Here is a 25,096-nt window from a genome sequence, read left to right as displayed (position 1 = left end):
CCTAGCCAACATTATAACAAAAAATCTTTATGAAAGAAAAGGAATGTCTATGGAAAACGTAAAAACTCTTTATGTGACTGGTTATAAAAGCTTTGAAATCGGGGCTTTTCAAGACAATGATCCTAAAATTACAGTTATTAAAAAAGTATTAAAAAAGGAAATTATAGGGTATTTAGACACTGGATTAGAGTGGATTTTGGTTTCTGGCAATCTTGGAACGGAGATTTGGGCAGCAGAAGTCGTGGCTGAATTAAAAAATGATTACCCGGAATTAAAATTAGGTCTGATTTACCCGTTTAAAGAATTTGGTAGTAATTGGAATGAAAAAAATCGAGGGAATTTAGAAAAAATTGAACTATTAGCTGATTATGTCGATTCAGTGAGTCACCAGCCATATAAATCACCAGCGCAATTAAAAATGCATACGCGATTTTTATTAGAGCATTCCGGTGCCAGTTTGTTGGTTTATGATAAAGAATACCCTGGTAAAACTGAGTATTTCCTTAAGGATGCTGAACTTTTTTCTGAGAAATTTCCGTATGAAATACGCTTAATCACAATGGATGATTTACAAAACTCAATGGAATAGTGAGAATCTGTTTGATTTTCTGACGATTTTCCTATACAATAATGCTGTTGAACTATGAACTTTTATCCTAATCAAAGAAAATAATGAGGTGTAAGTATGGCAAATTTAGTATACAGTCCAAAAGATATTTTACAAAAAGAATTTAAAACAAAAATGCGTGGCTATGATCCAGTTGAAGTTGATGAATTTTTAGATAACGTGATCAAAGATTATGAAGCGTACAACAAAGAACTTTTAACCTTACAAGAAGAAAATAATCGTCTATTAGCTAAACTTGATCAAGCTTCTAAAGTACAACAAGCTATGCCTACTCGTAGTGCACAAGAAATGCCTAAGAGTGCGGCGGTCACAAACTTTGATATTCTAAAACGTTTGTCTAATCTAGAGCGTGAAGTATTCGGGAAAAAATTAGATGATACACCAGCTTCGAATCCTATTTCTGGTATGAGTCACTCTAATCCATACGAAAGCAATCTACACAATTCATACGACCGAGAAATAGACAACTCAGAAACACGTCAATTTTAATTCATTTTTTTAATTCATTTAAAGAAAGATTTTGTAATTTTCGGGTGATCGCGGTTTGAATTTATTCAAGCTGAGGAAAGTCCATGCTCGCACAGACTGAGATGTCTGTAGTGTTCGTGCTTAGCGAAATCATAAGCTAAGGTACTTGTGCTAGTAAAATCTGTTAGTTTTTAAACGAGCTGATTTTACTGTGTAGAGTAACGGCAGGAAAAATGACTAAGGCTTCGGCTATGTCAAAGTACCCTTGAAAGTGCCACAGTGACGAAGCAATTTTGGAAACGGAATTGGTGGAACGCGGTAAACCCCTCGAGCGAGCAACCCAAACAATGGTAGGGGCGCTCTTCTAAAGGAAATGAACGAGTAGAAGAGGCAGATTGATTTCTGCAGATAGATGATGACCGTCGAGTGTCTTTCCCTGAGAGGCAGTCGATACAGAACATGGCTTACAGAAAATTACAAGTATTCAGGATGACCTTCCAACTTTGTTGTGAAGGCTTTTTTTAAAGTAAGAGATACATTAGAGTATTTAATATAGTCAAACAAATCAGATCTAAGACTATCACGAGCAAGAGGAGATATTATGACAAAAGAAAAAACATTTAAACTTGTTGCAACAGCAGCGAGTGGTTTAGAAGCATTAGTAGGAAAAGAATTACGAGATTTGGGTATTCCTTGTGAAGTAGAAAATGGCAAGGCTTTGTTTGAAGGGACAATGGAGACGATTGCTACCGCTAACTTATGGTTGAGAACAGCCGATCGTGTCAAGATTATTGTTGGTGAATTCGATGCATTTAGCTTTGATGAACTATTTGAAAAAGTTAAAGCATTACCTTGGGAAGATTATTTGCCGATGGATGCAGAATTTCCTGTTGCTGGAAAATCAATTAAATCCAAATTATATAGCACACCAGATTGTCAATCGATCACCAAAAAAGCGATCGTCAATCGTTTAAGAGAAGTTTATCATCGTCCTGCGACCGTACCTTTAGCTGAGACAGGAGCGTTTTTCCAATTAGAAGTTGCTCTTTTAAAAGATCATGTGACTGTAACGATTGATACGACAGGTCCAAGCTTATTTAAACGAGGTTATCGTATTGAAAAAGGTGGTGCGCCTTTAAAAGAAAATATGGCGGCAGCTTTAGTGACATTAACGAATTGGCGCAAGGACCGTCCATTTTATGATCCAGTTTGTGGTTCTGGGACGATTTGTATTGAAGCAGCGTTGATCGGGCATAATATTGCACCAGGATTTAATCGTGAATTTGTTTGTGAAACATGGGATTGGGTTGATTCAGCTATTTTTGAAAAAGTTCGTAAAGAAGCAGATGAGAAGGCAGATTATGATATCAAACTGGATATTATGGGTTCAGATATCAATGGAAAAATGATTGAAATCGCTAAAGCAAATGCGGAAGAAATTGGTTTGGGTGATTCAATTACCTTCAAACAATTAGCGTTACAAGATTTTACGACAGAAAAAGAATACGGTGTAATGGTTGCGAATCCGCCTTATGGTGAACGTTTGGGTGAAGAAGAGTCAGTCCGCAAATTATACAAAGAAATGGGCGAAGTGTTCCGTCCACTTAAAACCTGGAGCAAGTATATTTTAACGAGCGATTTAACCTTTGAGCAATATTATGGGGCAAGAGCTACGAAGAAGAGAAAATTATATAATGGTGCCTTACGCACAGATTTGTTCCAATATTGGGGAGAAAGACCACCAAGAAAACCAAGAGAAAAGTAGGGGGAGCAATATGAAAGAACCAGAATTTTTACAAGAAATCAAAGAAATCGAGTTGTTGAATGCAGCTTTGGGACTATTAGAATGGGACAGTCAAACTGGAATGCCTGAAGCCAGTAGTGCTTTTCGCGGTGAAGCGGTCGGTTATTTATCGGGAATGGCTTTTGAACGTAGTGTAGGACCTAAAGTCCAAGAAGCGTTAGCTTATTATGACACTCATTCTGACGAATTATCTGAAGTGGGGATGGCTGTCTATAAGAAAGTCAAAGAAGAATATGACCTAAATCATAGTATTCCTGTTGAACGGATGCAAGCATACAATACAGCTTTAACTAATGCTCACACTGCTTGGTTACAAGCTAGAAAAGCAAAAGATTTTTCTGAAATGAAAGATGAAATCCAAATAATCATCAATTTTTTAAAAGAGTTTATCCCTTATTGGAAAAAAGAGGAAGCAACAAATTACGATGTTTTATTAAACCAATATGAACCTGGCTTGACTGTTGAAAGACTAGATCAGATTTTCGATCAAGTAAAGAAAGGAATCATGGAAATCAGAGCGGAAATTGCTGAAAAAGGTACAGTTCCACGTACTGATTTTTTATCTAGGCACGTAACGAAAGAGCAACAACAAACCTTTGTAAAAGGCGTTGCAGAGCAACTAGGCTATGACTTTTCTCGTGGTCGTTTAGATGATACGGTTCATCCGTTTATGTTGGATTTAAATCGCAATGATGCGCGGATCACAACACGTTGGGATGAAACGAATTTTTCGATGGCAACTTTTGGTGTTATTCATGAAGCAGGTCATGGGATCTATGAACAAAGTATCGATCCAAAATATGATTATACGCCGCTTTCAACAGGTGCTTCTATGGGAATCCATGAGTCTCAATCGTTATTTAATGAAATTATTATTGGTAGTAATAAACAGTTTTGGAAAAAACAATTCCCCTTTTTTAAAGAATGCACAGAAGGGACCTTTGACGATATTGAGTTTGATACTTTTTATGATTCATTAAAAGAAACAAAAGCGAGTTTGGTGCGAATTGAAGCTGATAGTTTAACTTATCCACTTCATATCATTATTCGTTATGAAATTGAAAAAATGATTTTTAATGAGGATATTTCGGTGGAGGATCTACCACAAATCTGGAATGATAAATACGAAGAATATTTAGGCATACGCCCAGAAAATGATTTAGAAGGAATCGTACAGGATGTTCACTGGTCTGGTGGTAGCTTTGGTTATTTCCCATCATATGCGCTGGGATACATGTATGCCGCTCAATTACGTCATGCTATGGGCAAAGAGATAGATGTGGATACTGTTTTAGCTAGTGATGATTATTCTGTAATCAAAAATTGGCTGACTGATCACATCCATCAATACGGGGCATCAAGAAAACCAAATCAATTGATTTTAGATGCCACAGGAGAAGCTGTGAATCCGCAATATTTAATCGATTATATGAAATCGATTTATTATGATGTATACAAAATCAATGCGTAATTTTTTTATTTAGCGGAAATGAGGGAACAGTTATGTTATCAATCAATGAATACCTAAAAGCCGGTGAAACGACTGTGTCCAATTTGGTTATCGAGAATTACCAGAAAATTGGTTTAACAGACGAAGAATTTCTATTTTGGCTACAGTTGTTCCGTTCCCAAGCAAAAGGTGATTTGTTTCCAGATTTAGCTGAGATCAGTCAAATCATGGGAAAACCAATCGATGTTATTTATAAATTATTAAATCAACTCGTTTCACGAGGGTTTTTAATTATTGAAACAAAACAAAATGAGCAAGGTCAAATGATGGATACGTATGATTTACTCGCAATCTTTGAAAAAATTGACCGTTTACAACAAGTACAGACAGAAAAACAAAAAGAAGTGACATCGGAAGAAACAATCAAACAGCTATATCAAGGATTTGAAAAAGAGTTTGGACGTCAACTGTCTCCGATCGAACTGGAAATGATTGGACAATGGTTAGAGACGGATCATTATCAACCTGAGCTTATTCGGCTAGCATTAAGAGAAGCTGTGTTAAATCAGGCGTATAGTTTGAAGTATATTGATCGAATTTTACTAGCTTGGGAGCGCAAAAACATTACCACTAAAGAGCAAGTTGCAGAAGATCAAAAACGTCGAAAACAAGCATTGATCCAAAAAGAAATCGAACAACAAAGTGTCCAAAATGAGCCAATTCCCAAAGTTACCTTACACAATTGGCTTAACCCAGAAGATAGTGAGTAGGAGGTAGATAGATGCTTTCTAAAGAAAAAACGATGGAAGCAATCGAAACAATGTATGATATGTTTCCAGAAGCAGCATGTGAGCTGACACATAAAAGTCCATTTCAATTATTGATCGCTGTTATTTTAAGTGCGCAAGCAACGGATGTTTCTGTGAATAAAGCAACACCAGCGCTATTTGCAGCTTATCCAACGCCTGAGGCTCTTGCAGTAGCTCCTATTGAAGAGATCATTCAAAAAATCAAAACGATTGGGTTGTATCGAAATAAAGCAAAAAATATTAAAGCTTGTGCAGCTCAATTGCTGGAGCAGTTTGCTGGGGAAGTTCCTGAAACTCGTGAAGAACTAGTTTCTTTACCCGGTGTGGGACGTAAAACAGCTAATGTTGTGATGGGTGATGCATTTGGTGAACCGGCGATTGCTGTTGATACCCATGTTGAACGAGTGTCAAAACGATTAAGAATCTGTAAACTTGATGCAAGTGTTATGGAAGTTGAACAAACGTTAATGAGAAAAATTCCGAAAGAATTATGGGTGAAAACCCATCATACGATGATCTTCTTTGGTCGTTATCACTGTTTAGCACGAAATCCCAAATGCGATATTTGTCCGCTTTTGTATATGTGCCAAGAAGGTAAAACAAGAATGAACACAAAATAATTAAAAAAAGAGTGTATAAACGTTTTACTGTTTATGACACTCTTTTTTGTTATTTTAACCAATCCCAATAACGAAATGAAAGAGTTTATCTGAATAGGTGAGCTCATCTAAATCTGTTCGGATCGTCTCATTGAGTAATTTTAATTCATCTGTAACAATACCATCTACACCATAAAACATCATGCGTGTCATAGTATCTTCATCATTCACAGTCCAAGCATAAACTTTCTTTCCGTCATTGTGTGCAGCATTGATAAAATTCCGATTCAAGGTTGTATATTCCATGGTAAAAAAATCTACATTCATAACAGGCGGTCCAACAATATTAAACGGGAGAATATACCCAACATAAAATTCCGGTTCTTGTTCTTTTAACTGAGTCGCTGTATCAAAAGTCAAAGTATGAAGAATATGTTTTTCAGTTAAAATAACCTTTCGATATTTTTCCGTAAATCGCTTAACTAAATCGGGACTATCTTGCGGTGTTGTTTTGATTTCAATCAATAATTTTTGATTTAATTCGCGTGCTTTTGCAAGGTATTCATCAAAAGAGCATACTTTAGCTTCCATACCATTTTCTTTTGCTGTCAATTGGGTCAATTCATCCAATTTAAGCTGATTGGGTCTTTTATTTACACCAGTCAATTTTTTTAAATTAAAATCATGCATCACAACAAACTGCTTGTCTTTGGTCTCTTGTATATCCATTTCTACATAAGTAGGATGTTCTAAACTAGTTTTTTCTAAAGCGGGCAACGTATTTTGAACGCCATTTGATGCATCAACACCTCGGTGAGAAATCGTTAGAGGTTCTGTGACAGATGGATTACTTAAATAATTTGTATTATAAGTACCAACACCAATGCCGAAGATTACTGCGATAAAAGCAAATAATCCAATTTTAAAGGCCGTCCATTCTTTTCTTGGTTTTTTGGGCTGATCAAAAAACCATTGTGGCAATCCGGGTAAAAAGCCTTCATCATCCATATAATCGATCGTGATATAAAAAACGCCTACTGTAGAAAAAACAATATTAAGAAGTAAAATAAATTGTAAAAGTGTCATGGCAATTACAGCACTGACCAAAGCATAACTAGGAATAGCTGTTTCAATAATTGCTTGGGCACTTAGGATCACTGTATAACTGATAACGAAAACTAAGAGGATACTCCCACCAATGACAATAAACTGCCCTAGAATTCTAAAAAAATGATTTTTAGTTGAACGCCAGCTTTCTTTAACAGCTTGGCGGAAAGGAACATCTCTTAAAATCATTTCAGGTAATGCAAAAATCAAACGAATAGATAAATAGAAGAATACTAAATAGACTAAAATCACTAAGGCAATGATTGTCACACGATTAGCGAAAATAAAGTCCATAATAAAAGCTGGAACTTTTATTTTTGCCAATAGATCTGAATTAAAACCTAAACCACTAAGTGGCAAAACAAAGAAAAAATAGAACAGGAAAAAAAGAATCGTACTAAACCGAATTTTTTTAAGTTGAAGAAATGTTCCTTTAAGTAAATTTGTTAAAGAAATTACTTCCTTTTTCTTTATAAAAAAAATACTCAAAAGTAAAAAGGTAAATTCAAAAAAGACAGCAACTACGATCGCTAAGAGGACAAGGATCAGCGCAATCAAAACACCAGGATGTTTTGAGAAGATGATCGGAATGGTATCATAAGATAAATAATCAATTTTCCCTTGTCTTAAAATGAAACGCGTTGAATTTGCTAAAAGCGGGAGAAGTACAAAAAGCATAAAGCCATGCATCAATAAAACATCGCGGAAATATGCCGATGTACCCGCAAAAAAATCAATCATATTTTTAAAACTACTCTTTAAATAGCGCATTTATTACTCCACTCCTATAAAACTAAAATAAAAGAAGACAGGATACTGTTGCATCCTATCCCACTATAAGTTCTATTATATATTTTTAGACACTAAAAGCCTAGTAAACCGTTTAAAAATGTACCACCATAGATCAAGGCTAAACTATATAAGAAGATTGAAACAGGTTTAGCTAAAATAATGATCAATGTAAATTTCTTTAGAGACATTTTTGTCAAGCCAGCCATTAAGCAAAGAGCGTCATCTGGTGCGACTGGAAAAAAAATCGCTAATGCAAAGAGACGTTCAAAGCGTTTCTCATTGTCAAGCCAACCGATATATTTGTTGTAGGTCTTATCACTGACTAAACTTAAGATAAACGGTTTTCCATATTGACGTCCCAAAACGAAAATAATTACAGAACCAAGCGCAATCCCAACATAATTATAAATAAATCCTGCGAAAGGACCAAATATTAGCACGCCTGCAGCACAACTGATACCACCTGGAATGATTGGAATTACGACTTGAATGATCTGGATCAACATAAACAGAATGGGTCCTAAGATCACTGAGTCACCGACTAATCCTCTCAAAGCATTAATATCTTTAAAAACACCTAATCGTACAAAATAAATCGTCACAGCAATTGTTGCGATAATGCCTACGATTGAAATAACGTTAATAATTTTCCTTGAAAGTGCGATGCTCATATCTATCATCTCCTTGTTAGTAACTATCTCTAGTATAAAAGTCTTATCATTATTTTACCATTATTATTTACGTAAGTTCACGAACAAAGTTGTAAGAAGGAACTTGTTAAGATCATTATACAAAGATTTATCGTATAAAACATCATACTTTAGCCCTAAAATAAATAAATAACTGAGCATTTTCTATTTACAAGGTAGAATGAGAGGATTATAATTGTCTTAAAGATTATGGCGCACCTAAAAATATAATAATATAAACCTGATGATTTATAGTTGGAAGAAGGAGTAACATGAAAGAAAAGAAGAATGAAGCAGAAAAATTATTAAACTATGCCAATGGCCCTAGCTTAGAAGAAATAAATAATACGGTTGATGTGCCGAAAAATGGAAGTTTTTTGCGAACATTGATGGCATATAGCGGCCCTGGTGCATTAGTAGCAGTTGGTTATATGGACCCTGGGAATTGGATTACATCGATTGCTGGTGGTGCAGAATACAAATATGCATTGTTGAGTGTCATTTTATTATCCAGCTTGATTGCTATGCTGCTTCAAAGTATGGCGGCTAAGTTAGGAATTGTGACTGGAAGAGATTTGGCTCAAGCGACGCGAGAACATACCAGTAAAAAGACAGGATTTGTTTTATGGATCATAACTGAACTTGCCATCATGGCCACGGATATTGCAGAGGTGATTGGTGGTGCAGTAGCATTACAATTATTATTTGGCTTCCCGTTACTGATTGGTGTATTGATTACAACATTCGATGTTTTATTGTTATTACTATTAATGAAACTTGGTTTTAGAAAAATAGAAGCGATCGTTGGTTGTTTGATCGCTGTGATCTTTTTTGTTTTTGCATATGAAGTCGCCCTTGCAGATCCAGCGATCGGTGAAGTGTTGCGCGGATTTATTCCAGATACGAAAATTGCAACTGACAAATCAATGTTGTTTTTGGCATTAGGAATCGTTGGAGCAACGGTCATGCCTCATAATTTATACTTGCATTCATCAATTGCTCAAGCAAGAAAATTTGATCGTAATGATGATGAAGAAAAAGCGAAAGCCATTCGTTTTACGATTTGGGATTCGAATATTCAATTGACTGTTGCTTTTATCGTTAATTGTCTGTTGCTGATTTTAGGTGGCGCTTTGTTTTATGGAACGAACAGTGATCTGGGTAAATTTGTCGATTTGTTTGACGCTTTGAAAAACCCTGATATCGTCGGGAATATTGCAAGTCCAGTTTTAAGTATTCTATTTGCAATAGCATTGCTTGCATCGGGGCAGAATTCTACAATAACCGGAACACTTTCAGGTCAAATTGTTATGGAAGGGTTTATTCACCTGAAAATGCCGCTGTGGATGCGTAGGGTTGTGACACGTTTGATTGCCATTGTACCAGTAATTATTTGTGTGATCCTTTATGGTGGTAGAGAATCAGCGGTAGAAGATCTATTGTTATATACACAAGTATTTCTAAGTATTGCGTTACCAATTTCAATCATTCCTTTGACCATGTACACAAGCAATAAAAAAATTATGGGTCGATTTGCTAATCCAATGTGGGTGAAAGTTTTGGCTTGGATCATTGCGATCGTATTGACAGCATTGAATCTATTCTTGATTTATGGAACGTTGACAGGAGTAAATAGTTAAAACAGAAAAGGAAAGCGATTCTTCGTTGAATGGCTTTCTTTTTACGTATATATAATAGAATTCGGTCTACAGAAATGGTAGAATGATAAAGACTAAAATTTTGAAATGAGGGTTTTAAGTGACTGAATATTTAAATGTTGGAAAAATCGTCAATACTCAAGGCTTAAAAGGGGAAGTACGAATAATTTCTCAAACGGATTTTCCAGAACTACGCTATAAAAAAGGATCAGTTTTGACATTATTTCAAGAAAAAAAAGCGCCAATCGAATTAACGATCAAAACACATCGAAAACATAAAAATTTTGATATTGTCACATTTGAAGATCATTTTTCAATCAATGATGTTGAAAAATATCGAGATGGGATTTTAAGAGTGTCAAAAGACGAGTTAAAGGATTTACCAGGTGATGAATTTTATTATCACGAAATCATCGGGTTGACTGTCATCGACGAAAATGACAAAGAACTTGGTAAAATCAAAGAAATTCTTTCACCAGGTGCAAATGATGTCTGGGTTGTTCAAAGACCAAAGAAAAAAGATGTCTTGATTCCTTATATCGAATCGGTTGTTCAGTCGATTGATTTAGAAAAAGGGATCGTTCGTGTAGAGATTCCAGAAGGTTTGATCGACGATGAGAATTGATGTATTGACGCTTTTTCCAAGAATGTTTGAAGGCCCGATGGGAGAATCGATCATTGGAAAAGCTGTAGAGAAAAATTTGCTAGAAATCAATGTTTCTAATTTCCGTGATCATTCGAATAATAAGCACCAGTCGGTTGATGATTATCCTTATGGTGGTGGAGCAGGAATGCTCTTAAAAGTTCAGCCGATTTATGATAACTTAAGAAGGATTGAAGAAGCATCGCCGAAAACTAAAAAACGTGTGATTTTGTTGGATCCGGCAGGGAAGCGATTTGACCAAAGTATGGCGGAAGAATTTTCCGAAGAAGAGCATCTAGTCTTTATTTGCGGTCATTATGAGGGCTATGATGAGCGTATTCGTTCTTTTGTGACAGATGAAGTTTCTCTAGGCGATTATGTCTTGACTGGCGGAGAATTAGGAGCAATGGTCATGATTGATGCAACGGTCCGTCTGCTTCCTGATGTTTTAGGAAATAAATTGTCTGCTCAAGCAGATTCTCATTCAACAGGATTATTGGAACATCCGCAATATACACGTCCAGCCGAATTTAATGGAATGAATGTCCCAGAAGTCTTAACGAATGGCAATCATAAATTGATTGCTGAATGGCAATTGAAAGAATCCTTACGTAGAACCTATTTAAGACGTCCAGATATGTTGGAGACACTTGAACTTGATGATGAAATGAAAAAATTCCTTGCTGAAATCATTGAAGAGGAAAAGTCTGTCAATGAATAGAAAATAAGGGATCTTTAAAGAAAATTCCTTTACAGCATTGAATACCTATGTTAAACTATTTCAGTGAGTGCAAAGCGCTCAACTATTACGATATTCCGCTGTGGCAGTGTCCATAAGAATGTTTGGAATGAGGAGAAAAAAGAATGAATCCATTAATTCAAGAATTAACACAAGATCAATTACGTACGGATATCCCTGCATTTCGTCCAGGAGACACTGTTCGCGTTCATGCGAAAGTAGTCGAAGGAACACGCGAACGTATCCAATTATTTGAAGGAGTTGTTATCGGACGCCGCGGTGCTGGTATCAGCGAAACTTATACAGTACGTAAAATTTCTAACGGTGTTGGTGTGGAACGTACATTCCCATTACACACACCACGTGTTGCGCAAATCGAAGTAGTTCGTTATGGTAAAGTTCGTCGTGCGAAACTTTATTACCTACGTGCATTACACGGTAAAGCAGCTCGTATTAAAGAAATCCGTCGTTAAAAACTTGTTATTAATTAACAATGAACCCCTTGATTGTCAAGGGGTTTTATTTTTGTCTATTTACAAATGATAAATGTATGAGGTTTGAATATTCATAGTTTAAAACAGAATTCAAAACTTTTTTGAAAAAAATAACTTAAACAAGGAACAATACACAAAAAATAACTCACGTCCTTTGTTTAAGTTTATCAAAAAGTATTTTTCTTATCGTTTAAGTTAAAAATCCATTAAATCATTCTGTACAAACATAAATAACTTTTGAAGGAGATAATTTTCGTTTTTTGTATCAAAAGCAACGACAATATTTTGCTTTTTACTCTCATCTTTTAAATCGATAATTTTAATACGATATCGATCTTCTAATGTTCCATCATCCATCCCCGAATATAAAAAGGCCAATCCTTTACCAAGAGAAACCATAGAAAGCCCTTCATCAAGATCTTTCACATAAAAATCCACTTTCAAATTAAAGCCATTTTTGATCCCTTGACTAATCACGTAATCGACAATAACAGGGAGTGTTGTCTTTCAAGCAAGATGAACGTTTCTTGACTTAAATCAGCAAAATCCAACTCATGCTTATGACTTAATACATGATCAAAAGGGACCGCAATTTGTAAATGATTTTTCATGAATACAGCTTTTTCAATAGTTTGATTCGCTTGAAAATAAGTTGATAAATTAAAGACTAAATCATATTGATCAGTAGAAAGCCCATCAGCTAAATTCATGGGTGTATCTTGCTTCATTAAAAATTGAACATTAGGATGATTGCTTTTAAAACGCTCAAATAGCTCATACATTCTGCTCATATTGATATTCTGTAAATATCCAATTTTTAAAATTTGTGTTGTTTTATCAGAATTTATTTGCGGGTCGAACAGATGAGCTAAATGATCAACACGTTTTAAAACGTCACTAACTTCTGTCAAGAACTGTTCACCAGCGCTTGATAGTGTAAGTCCATGATTATGGCGAATAAATAATTCTACGCCTAATTCAGTTTCTAATTCTTGTATTCGTCTACTCAGAGTTGGTTGGGAAATATACAATTTTTCAGACGCTTTTGTAAAACTACCCTCAGTAGCAACTGCAACAAAATAATGTAAGGTCGTTAATTTCATTGTAGCTCCATTCAATTAAATATAGTTAATAGTAGCTTTAGTATAAAGTTCACGCATTCATTTAACAAGTTTTTCTATAGTTTATTGATCTTTGGTAATTGCAGATAGGAAGCATACTCGCCACCAGTATGGAGAATATGGGTTCCTTTGTTAACAGGTGTACATCTTGGTGTGCCAGGCATCACTGATCCGAGTTCATCTTTGCTACTTACAACTATTCTTAATGTTTCACCAGCTTTATATGATAGACCGAGCGGACTTAATACGATATCAAGGTCCACAATTTCACCTTGTGATAGTTTTTCAACACGGTCAAAGCTATACGCAGGGATTTCGTCTGTTGTAAGCTTATTATCAAGATGACGCATTAATGCTCGAAGACGTCCCCAAGTGCCTTTATACCGTAAAGCTGAGGCACCTTCTTGGGTAAAATCTTGGAGTGCAGCGCCGTGATTTGGAATGACAAATTCACTTAAAACATTCCCGAATTTGTCTAATTTTTGAATCCAAACAAAAACATCCATATCCTCATAACCATCAACTTCCATGAAGAGCTTCGCTTTTGGATAACCAACAAAATCTGTGTCCTTATCGAAGGTCATTTGAAAGGAGGTGCGCCCTGGTAAACTTTCTGAAGAATATTTTACTGGGAAATCGTTTGATTCAGGATTTTCTTGTAAAGTACGGAATAGCCCATTCATGTAATAACGTTTGTTTTCACTAGCTAAAGGTGGGAAAGATTCAGAGGCTATGTCTGTTTGATTGCCTCCTTGAAAATCAATCAGAGAATAGCGAACAACTGGCGTATTTGTCCAACCGTTGTCTTTTTCAAGTAAATAGTAATCAAAGAATCTGCGTAACTCTTCCGTATTCTTTTCATCATAATAATAAGGCCATTCTTGGCGATCGTGGATACGAAGCCATTTTTCTGATGAACCTAATGTGCGCCAAGAACGGAAGGTCCCCATCGTGTGTAGCGTATTCGAGTAGCTTGCGATAACAAAGGCGGGTACTGTAATTTTGCTTGGATCAGCAACTTTGTCTTGCCAAATTGCTGTATCAGCCAAAGGATATGCGCTCATTTCTTTTAGTAAGTCTTCCCGTTTGACACTTTTTGCACTGACATGATTTACTTGCAAGCGTTCAATAAAATTTTCATCAGGGATGCCACCAATAAAGGCAAGATCACGGTAAGCATCGGCAAGTCCTTCAGTAGGATTGATACACGTTAAGTGAGGAGGTGTTTCAGCTGCAATATACCACTGTGAAAAGGCTAAATAAGAGGTTCCTGTAAGTGCTGTTTTACCATTGGACCAAGCTTGAGAAGCTAACCATTCGATTAAATCATAACCATCCTGCGCTTCTTGAGAACCAATCATCGTTGTGTTGCCTTCACTATGAGCGATACCTCGCATATCAGGATTACAAACAGCATAGCCATGCGCACACCAATAATCGGGATCAGGAGCCTCAAATTTGGTTAAGCCTGAGTTCCAGTGATTGCCCATACCAAGCATATTGAAAAGATTTTTATAACGAGGGGCTGTTCCAGCGCTTTTTCCATAAGGACTCCAAGCAATGAGAACAGGAACTTTGGCTTCCGTCACGGGTAAATAGATATCCGTGTAAATCGTGACGCCGTCGCGTAATTTTACTGGAACATCTTTTAATAGTTTAATATCATTCGTCAATGGTTTAAAACCTTCAGCAAGTTGTTGTCCTTTTTCTAAGATGATTTCTTTTGTTTCAAATGGGCTAAGCACGCCATGTTCGATACCGTTATCAATATAGTCAAAAGATGGACTAAAGCACATTTTTTCTGTAATTTTTGTAGTCATATAGATTCCCTCCAATTGTATAATAAGATTGATTTACTAAGCAATTCAAATTATACAAGGCAATATTTTGGAAGTAAAATTGTATTTTTGGATACTTGACTCAAAAATATTTGTGCTATGCATAAAATGAATAGCGGGGGAATCAAGAGAAGTCGTATTTTACAGCTTTAAAATGAATAACCAAATAGGGAACGTAAGATAAAGCCTATGAAAAGTGAAAAAACAAAGTAAGAAAAAGTGATATACAAATACGTTTTTTCTCTAGTTGCTCTGTATTTAAATAATGAAAAAATACCCAAAACAAAGAAGATTATAGATAAAATCATGATCCTCACCTCTAAAATAATTTTAACAGGTTAAAATAAAAATGGAAAAAATTAAAGTACTAAGCGAAACTTGAAGAACAATAAATCGGAATACTATTTTAAAAATTGTAAAGAGAGCATAGAAATAAATCCTATAAGCAGCTGATTAATTTTAATAGGCAACTTATTTGTTTTTTCTATACTCTCTGTGATTCGATTAGATTATTTGACTAACATGTATTATTGTCTTAACTCCAGTAAAAATGTTGCGGCCTGTTCTTGATTCATAATACCATTCTTTAGTTTATCTGCGATGATTTCGATTTCTGATCCTTTTGCACCTATTGACAGGGCTAAAGAGCGAGCTTGCATGGACATATGACCTTGCTGAATTCCTTCTGTAACTAAAGCGCGTAATGCAGCTAAATTTTGCGCTAAACCAACAGCAGCAATGACTTCTGCCAACTCTTTTGCATTGGCTACGTTTAAGATTGCCAATGCTGCTTGCGCTTTAGGTAAGACACTGATGGCGCCTCCAACAGTTCCAAGAGCTAAAGGGATTTCAAGTGAGCCTTTCAGACCATTTTCAACAAGTGACCACTGACTTAATCCACGATAAGATCCTTTGACAGCAAACGCATGAGCCGCTGCTGCGACTGCACGGGTATCATTTCCAGTCGCTAAAACTACAGCTTCAATTCCGTTCATGATCCCTTTATTATGTGTAGTAGCACGATAAGGATCTATTTGAGCAAATTGTGAGGCGGCAGCAATTTTTTCTGCAACTAATCTTCCAGACTCTAAATCACCTGTTTTACTTAAGCTAGTAAATGAAACCTCACAGGTTGCCGTCACTAAAGATTCTGTTGCGTAATTACTTAAGATACTAAATAGAATTTCATCATCAAACCATTGACGGAATAAATCAGCAACCCCTTCTAAGATAGAATTGAGAATATTGGCCCCCATCGCATCTTTTGTATCAACAAGTAAATCTACAGATAAGTAGCTATCGTACTCTGGAAAATGACGAACTTGGATTCTTCTCAATCCACCGCCACGTTTTACGATAGAGGGATAACTTTTTTCTGCTTGAACAAAAATCTTTTCTGAAAATCGATTGATTTTTTCTTCGATTAGCGCGGGATCTGTAACATTCATAAAAACAATCTGACCTCGTAAAAGTCCTTCTGATAACACACTTTGAATGCTGCCAGAATTTCGTATCATCTTAGCTCCATTACTACATGCTGCAATGACAGAAGGTTCCTCGGTTGCCATCGGCACATAGTACTGTTTATTATTTACAAAAATATCAGGAACAATACCCATAGGTAAAGCCATTTCACTAATTTGATTTTCAATTAAATGATTCGCTATATCTTCATCTAAAGACATATTTTCTAACGCTTGTCTGTTCTCTATAGAAAGGTTCTCTTTTTCTTGTAAAAATGTCAAGCGTTCCTCTTTTGATAGTTGATAAAACTTTTTATCTGTTGTTTTTTTTTGTGGGCGTTCAATAAGTAAGGCAAGTCCAAGACCTCCACCGACGCAAAGGGAAGCGACTCCGTATCGACTGTTTGTGTCTTCTAATTGATGGGCTAAAGTCGCTACGATGCGAGTCCCAGAAGCACCAATTGGATGCCCTAAGCTAATGCCGCCACCCCAAATATTGAGTTTTTCATCAGGAATCTTCAATTCATTTTGAACGACGATGGAAGATGCCGCAAATGCTTCATTAATTTCAAACAGATCAATGTCTTCAACACTCAGATTGTTGCGTTTTAATAAGGAGTGAATCGCCTTGATAGGTGAAATTCCCATTATGCTTGGATCAATCCCAATTTCAGTTATATCTTTCACAATCGCAATATAAGGAATATCATGTCTTTCAGCGAACGATTTAGATGTGAGTATCATGGCTGAAGCAGCATCGTTGATTGTTGATGCATTGCCTGCTGTGACAGTACCATTTTCTTTGAAAACCGTTTTTAATGTACTTAGTTTCTCTAAAGTTGTATCTTTACGAACGCCTTCATCTTGAGCAAAAATAGCACTATTGATCGTTAGGGGAACTATTTCTTTCACAAATTTTCCTTTAGCTTGTGCTTTGGCTGCTTTCATTTGTGATTGGACTGCAAAGGTATCTTGCATTTCTCTTGTCACGTTAAATTGTTCAGCGACATTTTCAGCAGTTAAGCCCATCGCTTTGCCACTGAATGCATCTGTCAAACCGTCTACCATCATAGTTGGCGCAGGTTTTGAATAGGTTTCTTCTTGTTTGTATGTGATAGCTGGAGCCTTTGTCATACTTTCTGTTCCACCGGCCAAAATAACATCCGCTTCACCCAATTGAATAGATTGTTTGGCTAAACGTATTGCTTTCATGCCGGATCCACAAACTTCATTTACAGTAAAAGCGGGTACTTCAAAGCTTAGTCCACTGTTGATTGCAATTTGTCTTGCTGGATTTTGTCCATTTCCCGCTTGTAATACATTTCCAAAAATGACTTGTTGTATGTGTTCAGCGGCTTTTTCGTTCCTTGTAAGTAACTCTTTTGTGACAGCTGTTCCTAATTCAACTGCAGATAATGACTTTAATTGTCCTTTATACTTGCCGATAGGCGTTCTTAAAGCGTCGATAATTACGATTTCCACGACGTCACCTCCAATATGAAATATACCATGGTTTGTGAAAAAAGAATACTCTATAATCTATAATAGAAAAACTTCTGAAATTCTTTAACAATTTTTAATTGATTCTTTTTTCTACCTACTTTGACTTAAGTTATGATAAATTATACTATGTACAGAGAAGAATAATGATAAAGGAGACATAAGATGAATGTTGGGATAGATAAAATTAGTTTTTTTGTTCCGCCTTACTATGTGGATATGACGGATTTAGCGCTAGCAAGAGGGGTAGATCCAAATAAATTTCATATTGGTATTGGTCAAGATAAAATGGCTGTGAATAAAAAAACACAGGATATAGTGACGTTTGCTGCCAATGCTACAAAAAATATTTTAACAGATGAAGATAAAGCTCTAATCAATATGGTGATCGTGGGAACTGAGTCTGGAATCGATGAGTCAAAAGCGTCAGCGGTAGTTTTGCATCGATTAATGGGGATTCAATCATTTGCTCGTGCTTTTGAAGTGAAGGAAGCGTGCTATGCTGGTACTGCTGCGTTGCAGTACGCGGTAGCTCATATTAAAAATCATCCTGAAAGTAAAGTATTAGTCGTAGCGTCTGATATTGCTAAATATGGACTCGCTTCTGGTGGTGAACCAACTCAAGGTGCCGGGGCTGTTGCGATGCTAGTTTCGGCTGATCCAAGAATTTTACAATTGAATGATGATAGTGTGGCATTAACCCAAGATATCTATGATTTTTGGCGACCAGTGGGACATGACTATCCAATGGTGGACGGGCAACTATCTAATGAAACTTACATCCAAGCATTTCAAAAAGTATGGGAAGAATACCGGAGTAGATACAAAAAATCAATCAGTGATTTCCAGGCTTTAGCTTTCCATATTCCTTATACAAAAATGGGGAAAAAGGCATTGTTAGCTGCTTTGGAAGAGGAATCTCCAGAAGAACAGGAACGCATTTTAACTAAATATGAAGCAAGTATTATGTATAGTAGACAAGTTGGTAATTTATATACTGGATCTCTATATTTAGGGCTGATTTCATTGCTAGAAAATGGTCAATTGAATGCAGGAGAGCAGATCGGGTTATTTAGCTATGGATCCGGTACTGTAGCAGAATTCTTTAGTGGCAGACTTGTTGACGGTTACCAAAATCAATTGCTCACAAATCTTCATCGAGCGCAACTAGACAATCGAACAGTATTATCAATTGCTGAGTATGAAGAGCTATTTAACGATATTTTGGATACAGATGTAAATAGTGACTACGAAGATGAACTTCCGTATAGTATCGCTTCTATTTCAAATACAGTTAGAGCATATAAGGAAAACTAGTCTGTAAGAATAATTTGAAGTTATTTAAAGATTATTTATAAAGCAATATATTTTTGTTAAATCAAGAGGTTTAGACAGAAGCGTTTATTCGGATTTTTTATGGCTAGGATATAACTCGTAGAGTTATATCCTAGCCTCTTTTTGTTATAGATTGTAACAGATGAATAGTTTTATTTCTTTGAGGGTTATTTTTCAATATATAGTGGCTTAAAATGCTTGACTTGAAGTGACCTCTAAGTGAACTCTAAGTGATAACTTAAAATCATATAGAAATATGCAACGTGAGATATGGAATTAGATTTACACTATTATTTTACTAGGAGGAATAAGATCATGGAAACTGTTACTTTATCAAATGGTGTTAAAATGCCAATAAGAAAATTTGTAAAAGAGGATAAAATTGTTTTATAATGAAAAAGAAAGTAACTTGTTAGGGAATGCGTAAAGGAGGAGTAAGGCATGAATATAAAAAAAGTAAGTGAATTAAGCGGTGTTTCTTCAGATACTATTAGATATTATGAACGGATTGGTTTGATTCCACCTGTGAAACGCAGTGATAATGGGATTCGTAATTTTGACGAGGAAGATTTGCGTTGGATTGTCTTTAGTAGACAAATGAGAAATGCGGGTCTATCGATTGAATCGCTAGTGGAATATTTAACCTTATTTCAAGTGGGGAATGAGACAGTTCCCGCTCGTAAAGAAATTATTGCTGACCAAATTTCGGAACTAAAAGAAAAAGCAGCGGAATTAAATACAGCTATTGAACGGTTAGAGTTTAAGCTAGCCAATTACGACGAGCATATGATACCTGCTGAAAAGGCCTTACGAGATTTTAATATGAATAGATAATAGAAAATGAATTGCTTCTAAATCTTGTCTTTCTTCTAAATATTTTTTTAGAGGAAGTCTGATTTGGAGGTTTTTTTTATTTTTTTTGAAAAAACGCTTGACTTGGAGTGGACTTCAAGAGCTAGACTATTATTGTTAGTAAGAAAAAATGGTCATTTATTTAGTAACATAATGATACTACGTTTAAATTAAGGAGGAATAACATGTCAATCAGTCAAACTGCACAGAAGAACCATGATGAATTATTTCCAAACCATGAGTCAGTCCTAGCCAATACAGATCCAGAATTTATTGAGATTTTTGACAACTTTACTTTTGATGAAGTCCTTCAATATTCAAACCTAGATGTAAAGTTACGCATGAAAGTAACGCTAGCTTCTTTAATTGCAATGCAATGTGTCAATGAATACAAAGCGATGATGAATGCTGCGTTAAATGTGGGTGTTTCACCAATTGAGATAAAAGAAGTTGTCTATCAAGCTGTGCCTTATGTCGGTTTAGGGAAAGTATTCGATTTCTTGCACGCTACTAATGAGATTTTAGCTGAAAGAGGTATTTCAATTCCTTTGGCCAAACAAGGAACAACTACAAGTGAAAATCGTTATGAAAAAGGCTTGGAAATTGTACGAGAAGTTGCTGGAGATGCTGTAGATCAGATGCTTAAAACGATGCCAGAAAATCAAAAACATTTTGCTACATTTTTAGCAGATAATTGTTTCGGTGATTATTTTACGAGAAACGGATTAACATCGAAAGAACGCGAATTACTGATTTTCACGATGTTGGCTTCAATGGGCGGTGCGGATGCTCAGTTGAAAGGGCATATTCACAATAATCAGCGTGTTGGCAATGATAAGCAACAATTGATCGAGACAATCACTGTTTTACTGCCATTTATTGGCTATCCAAGAACATTAACCGCATTAAATTGTATCAATGAAGTATTACCAGAAGAAAACGAAAAATAAAATTGAGGAGGAATTACAATGAACTATGTAAAATTTGGCAATACAGGAATGGAAGTTTCAAGAATTTGTTTGGGCGCAATGGGTTTTGGTGATCCCAACAGTGGGTTTCACGAGTGGGTCTTAGAAGAAGAGGAAAGCAAAAAAGTGATCAAGAAGGCGTTAGATTTAGGGATTAATTTTTTTGATACAGCCAATGTCTATTCCTATGGAGCCAGTGAACGGATTCTTGGAAAAGCGCTGAATGAATATGCGAATCGTGATGAAATCGTGGTTGCAACTAAATTGTTTACTACCATGAAAAAAGATGTTCCAAATAGTGGTGGGCTTTCAAGAAAAGAAATTTTTCATCAAATTGATGCTAGTTTAGAGCGTTTAGGGATGGATTATGTTGATTTATATATTATTCATCGTTGGGATTACAATACGCCAATCGAAGAGACGATGGAAGCTTTACATGATGTTGCGAAATCTGGAAAAGTCCGTTATATCGGTGCTTCTGCGATGTTTGCTTGGCAGTTTGCTAAAGCGCAAGCAGTAGCTGAGAAAAACGGTTGGACAAAATTCGTTTCGATGCAAGATCATTTGAATTTGTTATACCGTGAAGAAGAAAGAGAAATGCTTCCTTTATGTGAAGATCAAAAAATTGCGGTGACACCTTATAGTCCATTAGCTTCAGGTCGTTTGACACGTGATTGGAGCGCACAAACCAAGCGCTTTGAAACAGATAAAACAGCGATGTCGAAATATGATAAAACAGCTGATCAAGACCGTATCATCGTTGAAAGAGTAGCTGAAATTGCTGAAAAACGTGGGGTGGAACGTGTACAAATTGCCCTAGCGTGGTTGCTTCAAAAAGGACCCGTTGTGGCACCGATCATAGGCGCTACAAAAGAAAGTCATTTGACGAATGCCATTCCTGCTTTGGATTTGATTTTGACGGATGAAGAAGTGCAATTTTTAGAAGAACCTTATATTCCTCATGTCATTGTTGGTCATCAATAAGAGCTCATTCGAAACGAGAAAGAAGGATTTAACATGAAAATACTAATTTTAGGTGCAGCCGGTCAAATTTCAAGAATGGTCACGGATTTGATTTTAGCTGAAACAGAAAATGACCTTGTTTTGTATGGTCGCAATCTTTCTAGTCGGATTTTTGTGAATGATCCAGCAAGGGAAGTCATCATTGAAGGGGACTTTAATGATAAAGTTAAATTGAGACAAGCTTTGATTGGGGTGGATATTGTGTATTTAAATGATATGAGCTCTCCAGTTGCGACGCAATCAATCGTTGAAGCAATGGAAGAATCTGATGTTCACTATCTAATTGGTGCAAATGTCTTAGGTATTTATAATGAAGTTACAGGCCTCTTTGGTGAATGGAACACGAGTATGGTTGGTTCGACAGCTATACAGAAACATTTGAAAGCAGCGAAACTGCTAGAACAATCTTCGTTAGATTATGTTATTTTAAGATTGACTTGGTTATATAATCAAAAAGGCAATGAAAATTATGTATTGACTCAAAAAGGAGAATCATTTATCGGTGCTCAAGTAACAAGAGAAGCGGTTGCTAGACTGATCATGACGATTATTCATGATCCAGCTAAATACGCTAAAACTAGTCTAGGTGTAAGTGAGCCTGATACTGATTGGGCAAAGCCCTCTTTTTACTAAGGGAGGTTCAGCATATGAATATTAAAGAAATGAGTAAGCAAACGAATACGCCGACCAATACCATTCGTTACTTTGAACGAATCGGTTTGATTCCTCAGGTAAAGAGAAATCATTATGGACTGCGAGAGTTTTCTGATGTAGATGCTGATTGGATTCGTTTTATCAAGCAAATGAGAGCGGTCAATCTTTCTATCGAAAGTTTGATTGAGTACGTAGCATTATCTGATCAGCCAGAAAAATCAGTTGCAGCTAGAACAGAACTGCTAACTGAACAAACAAATGACTTACAACAACAAATCAATCTTTTAGAAACAGCAAAAGACGAGCTTCAAAGACGGATAACAAGCTAAATCTATAAAAATAAAAGGAGTTTTATTATGTGTGAAAAATGTCAAACGAAAGTCTTACAAGCAACAGATAGCAACTATGCCTCTTTCGAACGAGCAGTTATTGAAAGAAGAGTATTAAAACCCGATGATGTGGCAATCGATATTAAATATTGTGGTATTTGCCATTCAGATATTCATCAAGTAGACAATGATTTTGGTTCTGGTATTTATCCAATGGTTCCAGGTCATGAGATTACAGGGATCGTTTCAGCAATTGGTGATCAGGTGACAGGATTTAAAGTGGGTGATCGTGTAGGTGTAGGTTGTTTTGTCGATTCTTGTGGCGAATGTGCTTATTGCTTAAGAGGAGAAGAACAATTTTGTACCCAAGGTGTGGTCATTGTTTTTAACTCAAAAGATTATGATGGAAACCTAACGTATGGCGGGTATAGTCAGAGTATTGTTGTGAAAGACCGCTTTGTGATTCATGTACCTGAAAATCTTGATTTAGCAGAAGCAAGTCCGCTTTTGTGCGCTGGAATCACGACTTATGCACCAATGAAACGTTGGAATGTTGGACCTGGTAAAAAAGTTGCCATCATCGGAATGGGTGGTTTAGGACATATTGCTGTTCAATTTGCCCATGCATTAGGGGCTGAGGTAACTGTTTTAGGCCATTCTGCAAGTAAAAAGAACGAAGCACAACAATTTGGGGCTGACAATTATTATCTAACTAGTGATCCAGAAACGTTCAAAAAATTAAAAGGACAGTTTGATTTTATTCTAAATACAGTTGCAGTAAGTTTAGATGTTGATTTGTATTTAAGTTTATTAACGGTCAATGGAGCGATGGTCTATGTTGGTTTAGCTACAGAAGCCCAAACATTTCATGTAGGAAGTTTATTCGGAAATCAAGCAACAATCACAGCTTCTAATGTTGGTGGGATCCCAATGACCCAAGAAATGATCAACTTTGCAGCTGAAAACAATGTATTGCCTAAAATCGAAATGATCACGGTGGATCAAGTGTTCGAAGCTTATGAACGAGTGTTAAATAGCGATGTCAAATATCGCTTTGTGATCGATATGGAAACCTTGTAGAGTATAAAACGGTTCTTTTAGAAATTCGTTCTATTTTATTGTAAAATAAGTATGTGAACTTAAAAAGGAGAACCCTTATGGAATTAAGAGAATTACGTTATTTTTGGACCGTTGCAGAAGAAAGAAATTTTTCAAAAGCTGCAAAAGTTTTACACATTACCCAACCGACTTTAAGCCGACAAATCAAAGAATTTGAAGAGAAATTAGGGACACCGCTTTTTATCCGAGAAAATAAGCAATTGACCTTAACCGAAGAGGGCTATTTTCTAAAAGAACGAGCAGCTGAAATTCTGACTTTAACTGAACAAACAGAGCGAGAATTTAAAGAGCAAAGCAAAGGCTTTTTAAGTGGACATTTTTCAATCGGCTGTGTTGAAGCGGATAATTCAGACACGATGGCGATGATGTTAGAAGAATTGGTGAGTGATTATCCTCAAGTTACTTTCAATATTGTCTCTGGGACTAGCGATGATATTAGCGATAAATTGGAAAAGGGGATTTTGGATCTAGCCATTTTATTAGAACCTATTGCTACAATGAACTTTGAAAAAATTATTTTACCTAGGGAAGAAAAATGGGGATTATTAGTATCCAATGATTCTTTTCTTGCACAAAAAACAGTTATTCAGCCGGAAGATTTAAAAGGGATTCCACTACTAAGCTCAAATCGTTCAGAGGTTCAGTCAATGCTTGAAAGTTGGTTGGAGAAACCGTTGAATGATTTAAATGTAGTCGGCACTTTTAATTTGATTTTCAATGTTTTTTCGTTAGTAGAAAATCGTGTTGGTTCGGCTTTAACGATCGAAGGAGCAACAACCAATGGTAAACATGACGGATTGACATTTGTCCCGTTAGCTCCTGAAGTTAAAACAAATTGTGTTCTTGTTTGGAAGAAAAATCGAATTCAAACACCTGCAGTAAAAGAATTTATCCAACGATTTAACGATGCTTTTAAGGCATAGTTGTTGGATGATTTAGGCATTAGACGTATAGAGAAACAGGTTGTATCATTTACTTGTAAGTAGATGATGCAGCCTGTTTTTGTATAAGTAA

Annotated in this window: 24 protein-coding genes and 1 other RNA gene; 19 read left to right on the top strand and 6 right to left on the bottom strand. The window is 36.0% G+C overall.

Going from position 1 to position 25,096, the window contains the following annotated elements; genetic code table 11:
- The first annotated feature begins 49 nt into the window (after positions 1-49).
- From IGI43_RS02090 to nth, 7 genes are all read left to right on the top strand, one after another.
- On the top strand, positions 50-589 hold the full coding sequence (locus IGI43_RS02090; RefSeq protein ID WP_438756167.1) for a DUF1273 domain-containing protein: 540 nt from the start codon (positions 50-52) through the stop codon (positions 587-589).
- A gap of 96 nt (positions 590-685) precedes the next feature.
- Positions 686-1,117 carry a cell division regulator GpsB gene (gpsB, locus tag IGI43_RS02085; RefSeq protein WP_438756166.1) on the top strand — a complete coding sequence of 144 codons (432 nt, stop codon included), beginning with the start codon at positions 686-688 and terminating at the stop codon, positions 1,115-1,117.
- Between the two features lie 36 nt (positions 1,118-1,153).
- Positions 1,154-1,568: RNase P RNA component class B (rnpB, locus tag IGI43_RS02080), an RNA gene on the top strand.
- A gap of 129 nt (positions 1,569-1,697) precedes the next feature.
- The gene (locus tag IGI43_RS02075; RefSeq protein WP_438756165.1) at positions 1,698-2,861 is read left to right on the top strand and encodes a THUMP domain-containing class I SAM-dependent RNA methyltransferase; all 1,164 of its coding nucleotides are present in this window, start codon (positions 1,698-1,700) and stop codon (positions 2,859-2,861) included.
- Between the two features lie 10 nt (positions 2,862-2,871).
- Positions 2,872-4,371 (top strand): carboxypeptidase M32, encoded by a 1,500-nt coding sequence (locus tag IGI43_RS02070; RefSeq protein ID WP_438756164.1) that lies wholly within the window; start codon positions 2,872-2,874, stop codon positions 4,369-4,371.
- A 32-nt stretch (positions 4,372-4,403) separates the two neighbouring features.
- On the top strand, positions 4,404-5,120 hold the full coding sequence (locus IGI43_RS02065; RefSeq protein ID WP_438756163.1) for a DnaD domain protein: 717 nt from the start codon (positions 4,404-4,406) through the stop codon (positions 5,118-5,120).
- 11 nt (positions 5,121-5,131) lie between these two features.
- Positions 5,132-5,779 (top strand): endonuclease III, encoded by a 648-nt coding sequence (gene nth / locus IGI43_RS02060; RefSeq protein ID WP_438756161.1) that lies wholly within the window; start codon positions 5,132-5,134, stop codon positions 5,777-5,779.
- A gap of 54 nt (positions 5,780-5,833) precedes the next feature.
- Here nth and IGI43_RS02055 read toward each other — a convergent pair whose 3' ends face one another.
- A complete protein-coding gene (locus IGI43_RS02055) occupies positions 5,834-7,636 on the bottom strand; it encodes a glycerophosphoryl diester phosphodiesterase membrane domain-containing protein (RefSeq protein ID WP_438756160.1) in 1,803 nt (600 codons plus the stop codon).
- Between the two features lie 92 nt (positions 7,637-7,728).
- Positions 7,729-8,328: a TVP38/TMEM64 family protein gene (locus tag IGI43_RS02050; protein ID WP_438756159.1), complete on the bottom strand. Its 600-nt coding sequence runs from the start codon at positions 8,326-8,328 to the stop codon at positions 7,729-7,731.
- Between the two features lie 290 nt (positions 8,329-8,618).
- Between IGI43_RS02050 and IGI43_RS02045 the strand changes: the two genes are divergently transcribed.
- From IGI43_RS02045 to rplS, 4 genes are all read left to right on the top strand, one after another.
- Complete coding sequence (locus IGI43_RS02045) at positions 8,619-9,986, top strand: Nramp family divalent metal transporter (RefSeq protein ID WP_438756158.1); 1,368 nt, start codon at positions 8,619-8,621, stop codon at positions 9,984-9,986.
- Between the two features lie 118 nt (positions 9,987-10,104).
- Positions 10,105-10,629, top strand: coding sequence for a ribosome maturation factor RimM (gene rimM, locus IGI43_RS02040; RefSeq protein WP_438756157.1), 525 nt, complete (start codon positions 10,105-10,107; stop codon positions 10,627-10,629).
- Positions 10,619-11,368 (top strand): tRNA (guanosine(37)-N1)-methyltransferase TrmD, encoded by a 750-nt coding sequence (gene trmD, locus IGI43_RS02035; RefSeq protein WP_438756156.1) that lies wholly within the window; start codon positions 10,619-10,621, stop codon positions 11,366-11,368. The genes rimM and trmD overlap by 11 nt, the downstream gene beginning before the upstream one ends.
- A gap of 143 nt (positions 11,369-11,511) precedes the next feature.
- Positions 11,512-11,859 carry a 50S ribosomal protein L19 gene (gene rplS, locus IGI43_RS02030; RefSeq protein ID WP_069644564.1) on the top strand — a complete coding sequence of 116 codons (348 nt, stop codon included), beginning with the start codon at positions 11,512-11,514 and terminating at the stop codon, positions 11,857-11,859.
- Between the two features lie 216 nt (positions 11,860-12,075).
- Here rplS and IGI43_RS02025 read toward each other — a convergent pair whose 3' ends face one another.
- The 4 genes from IGI43_RS02025 to IGI43_RS02010 all read right to left on the bottom strand — a co-directional run bounded on the left by IGI43_RS02025 (position 12,076) and on the right by IGI43_RS02010 (position 17,784).
- On the bottom strand, positions 12,076-12,306 hold the full coding sequence (locus IGI43_RS02025; RefSeq protein ID WP_438756155.1) for a hypothetical protein: 231 nt from the start codon (positions 12,304-12,306) through the stop codon (positions 12,076-12,078).
- Positions 12,307-12,353: 47 nt separating this feature from the next.
- Positions 12,354-12,983, bottom strand: coding sequence for a LysR family transcriptional regulator (locus IGI43_RS02020; RefSeq protein WP_438756153.1), 630 nt, complete (start codon positions 12,981-12,983; stop codon positions 12,354-12,356).
- Between the two features lie 74 nt (positions 12,984-13,057).
- Positions 13,058-14,821 carry a CocE/NonD family hydrolase gene (locus tag IGI43_RS02015; protein WP_438756152.1) on the bottom strand — a complete coding sequence of 588 codons (1,764 nt, stop codon included), beginning with the start codon at positions 14,819-14,821 and terminating at the stop codon, positions 13,058-13,060.
- A 545-nt stretch (positions 14,822-15,366) separates the two neighbouring features.
- Positions 15,367-17,784, bottom strand: a complete 2,418-nt coding sequence (locus IGI43_RS02010; RefSeq protein WP_438756151.1) for a hydroxymethylglutaryl-CoA reductase, degradative — start codon at positions 17,782-17,784, stop codon at positions 15,367-15,369.
- Between the two features lie 183 nt (positions 17,785-17,967).
- Between IGI43_RS02010 and IGI43_RS02005 the strand changes: the two genes are divergently transcribed.
- From IGI43_RS02005 to IGI43_RS01970, 8 genes are all read left to right on the top strand, one after another.
- Positions 17,968-19,119, top strand: coding sequence for a hydroxymethylglutaryl-CoA synthase (locus IGI43_RS02005; protein WP_438756150.1), 1,152 nt, complete (start codon positions 17,968-17,970; stop codon positions 19,117-19,119).
- Between the two features lie 459 nt (positions 19,120-19,578).
- On the top strand, positions 19,579-19,971 hold the full coding sequence (locus tag IGI43_RS02000) for a MerR family transcriptional regulator (RefSeq protein ID WP_438756149.1): 393 nt from the start codon (positions 19,579-19,581) through the stop codon (positions 19,969-19,971).
- A gap of 203 nt (positions 19,972-20,174) precedes the next feature.
- Positions 20,175-20,939, top strand: a complete 765-nt coding sequence (locus tag IGI43_RS01995) for a carboxymuconolactone decarboxylase family protein (protein WP_438756148.1) — start codon at positions 20,175-20,177, stop codon at positions 20,937-20,939.
- Between the two features lie 18 nt (positions 20,940-20,957).
- A complete protein-coding gene (locus IGI43_RS01990; protein ID WP_438756146.1) occupies positions 20,958-21,941 on the top strand; it encodes an aldo/keto reductase in 984 nt (327 codons plus the stop codon).
- Positions 21,942-21,974: 33 nt separating this feature from the next.
- Complete coding sequence (locus IGI43_RS01985; protein ID WP_438756144.1) at positions 21,975-22,613, top strand: NAD(P)H-binding protein; 639 nt, start codon at positions 21,975-21,977, stop codon at positions 22,611-22,613.
- A 14-nt stretch (positions 22,614-22,627) separates the two neighbouring features.
- Positions 22,628-22,963, top strand: a complete 336-nt coding sequence (locus IGI43_RS01980) for a MerR family transcriptional regulator (protein ID WP_438756143.1) — start codon at positions 22,628-22,630, stop codon at positions 22,961-22,963.
- A gap of 27 nt (positions 22,964-22,990) precedes the next feature.
- Positions 22,991-24,043, top strand: a complete 1,053-nt coding sequence (locus IGI43_RS01975; RefSeq protein ID WP_438756142.1) for an NAD(P)-dependent alcohol dehydrogenase — start codon at positions 22,991-22,993, stop codon at positions 24,041-24,043.
- Between the two features lie 77 nt (positions 24,044-24,120).
- A complete protein-coding gene (locus IGI43_RS01970; protein ID WP_438756141.1) occupies positions 24,121-25,005 on the top strand; it encodes a LysR family transcriptional regulator in 885 nt (294 codons plus the stop codon).
- The last annotated feature ends 91 nt before the right edge of the window (positions 25,006-25,096 follow it).

The sequence above is a fragment of the Enterococcus sp. AZ126 genome, from assembly GCF_051714545.1.
GTDB lineage: Bacteria > Bacillota > Bacilli > Lactobacillales > Enterococcaceae > Enterococcus_L.
This window is presented reverse-complemented; position numbering and strand designations above follow the sequence as displayed.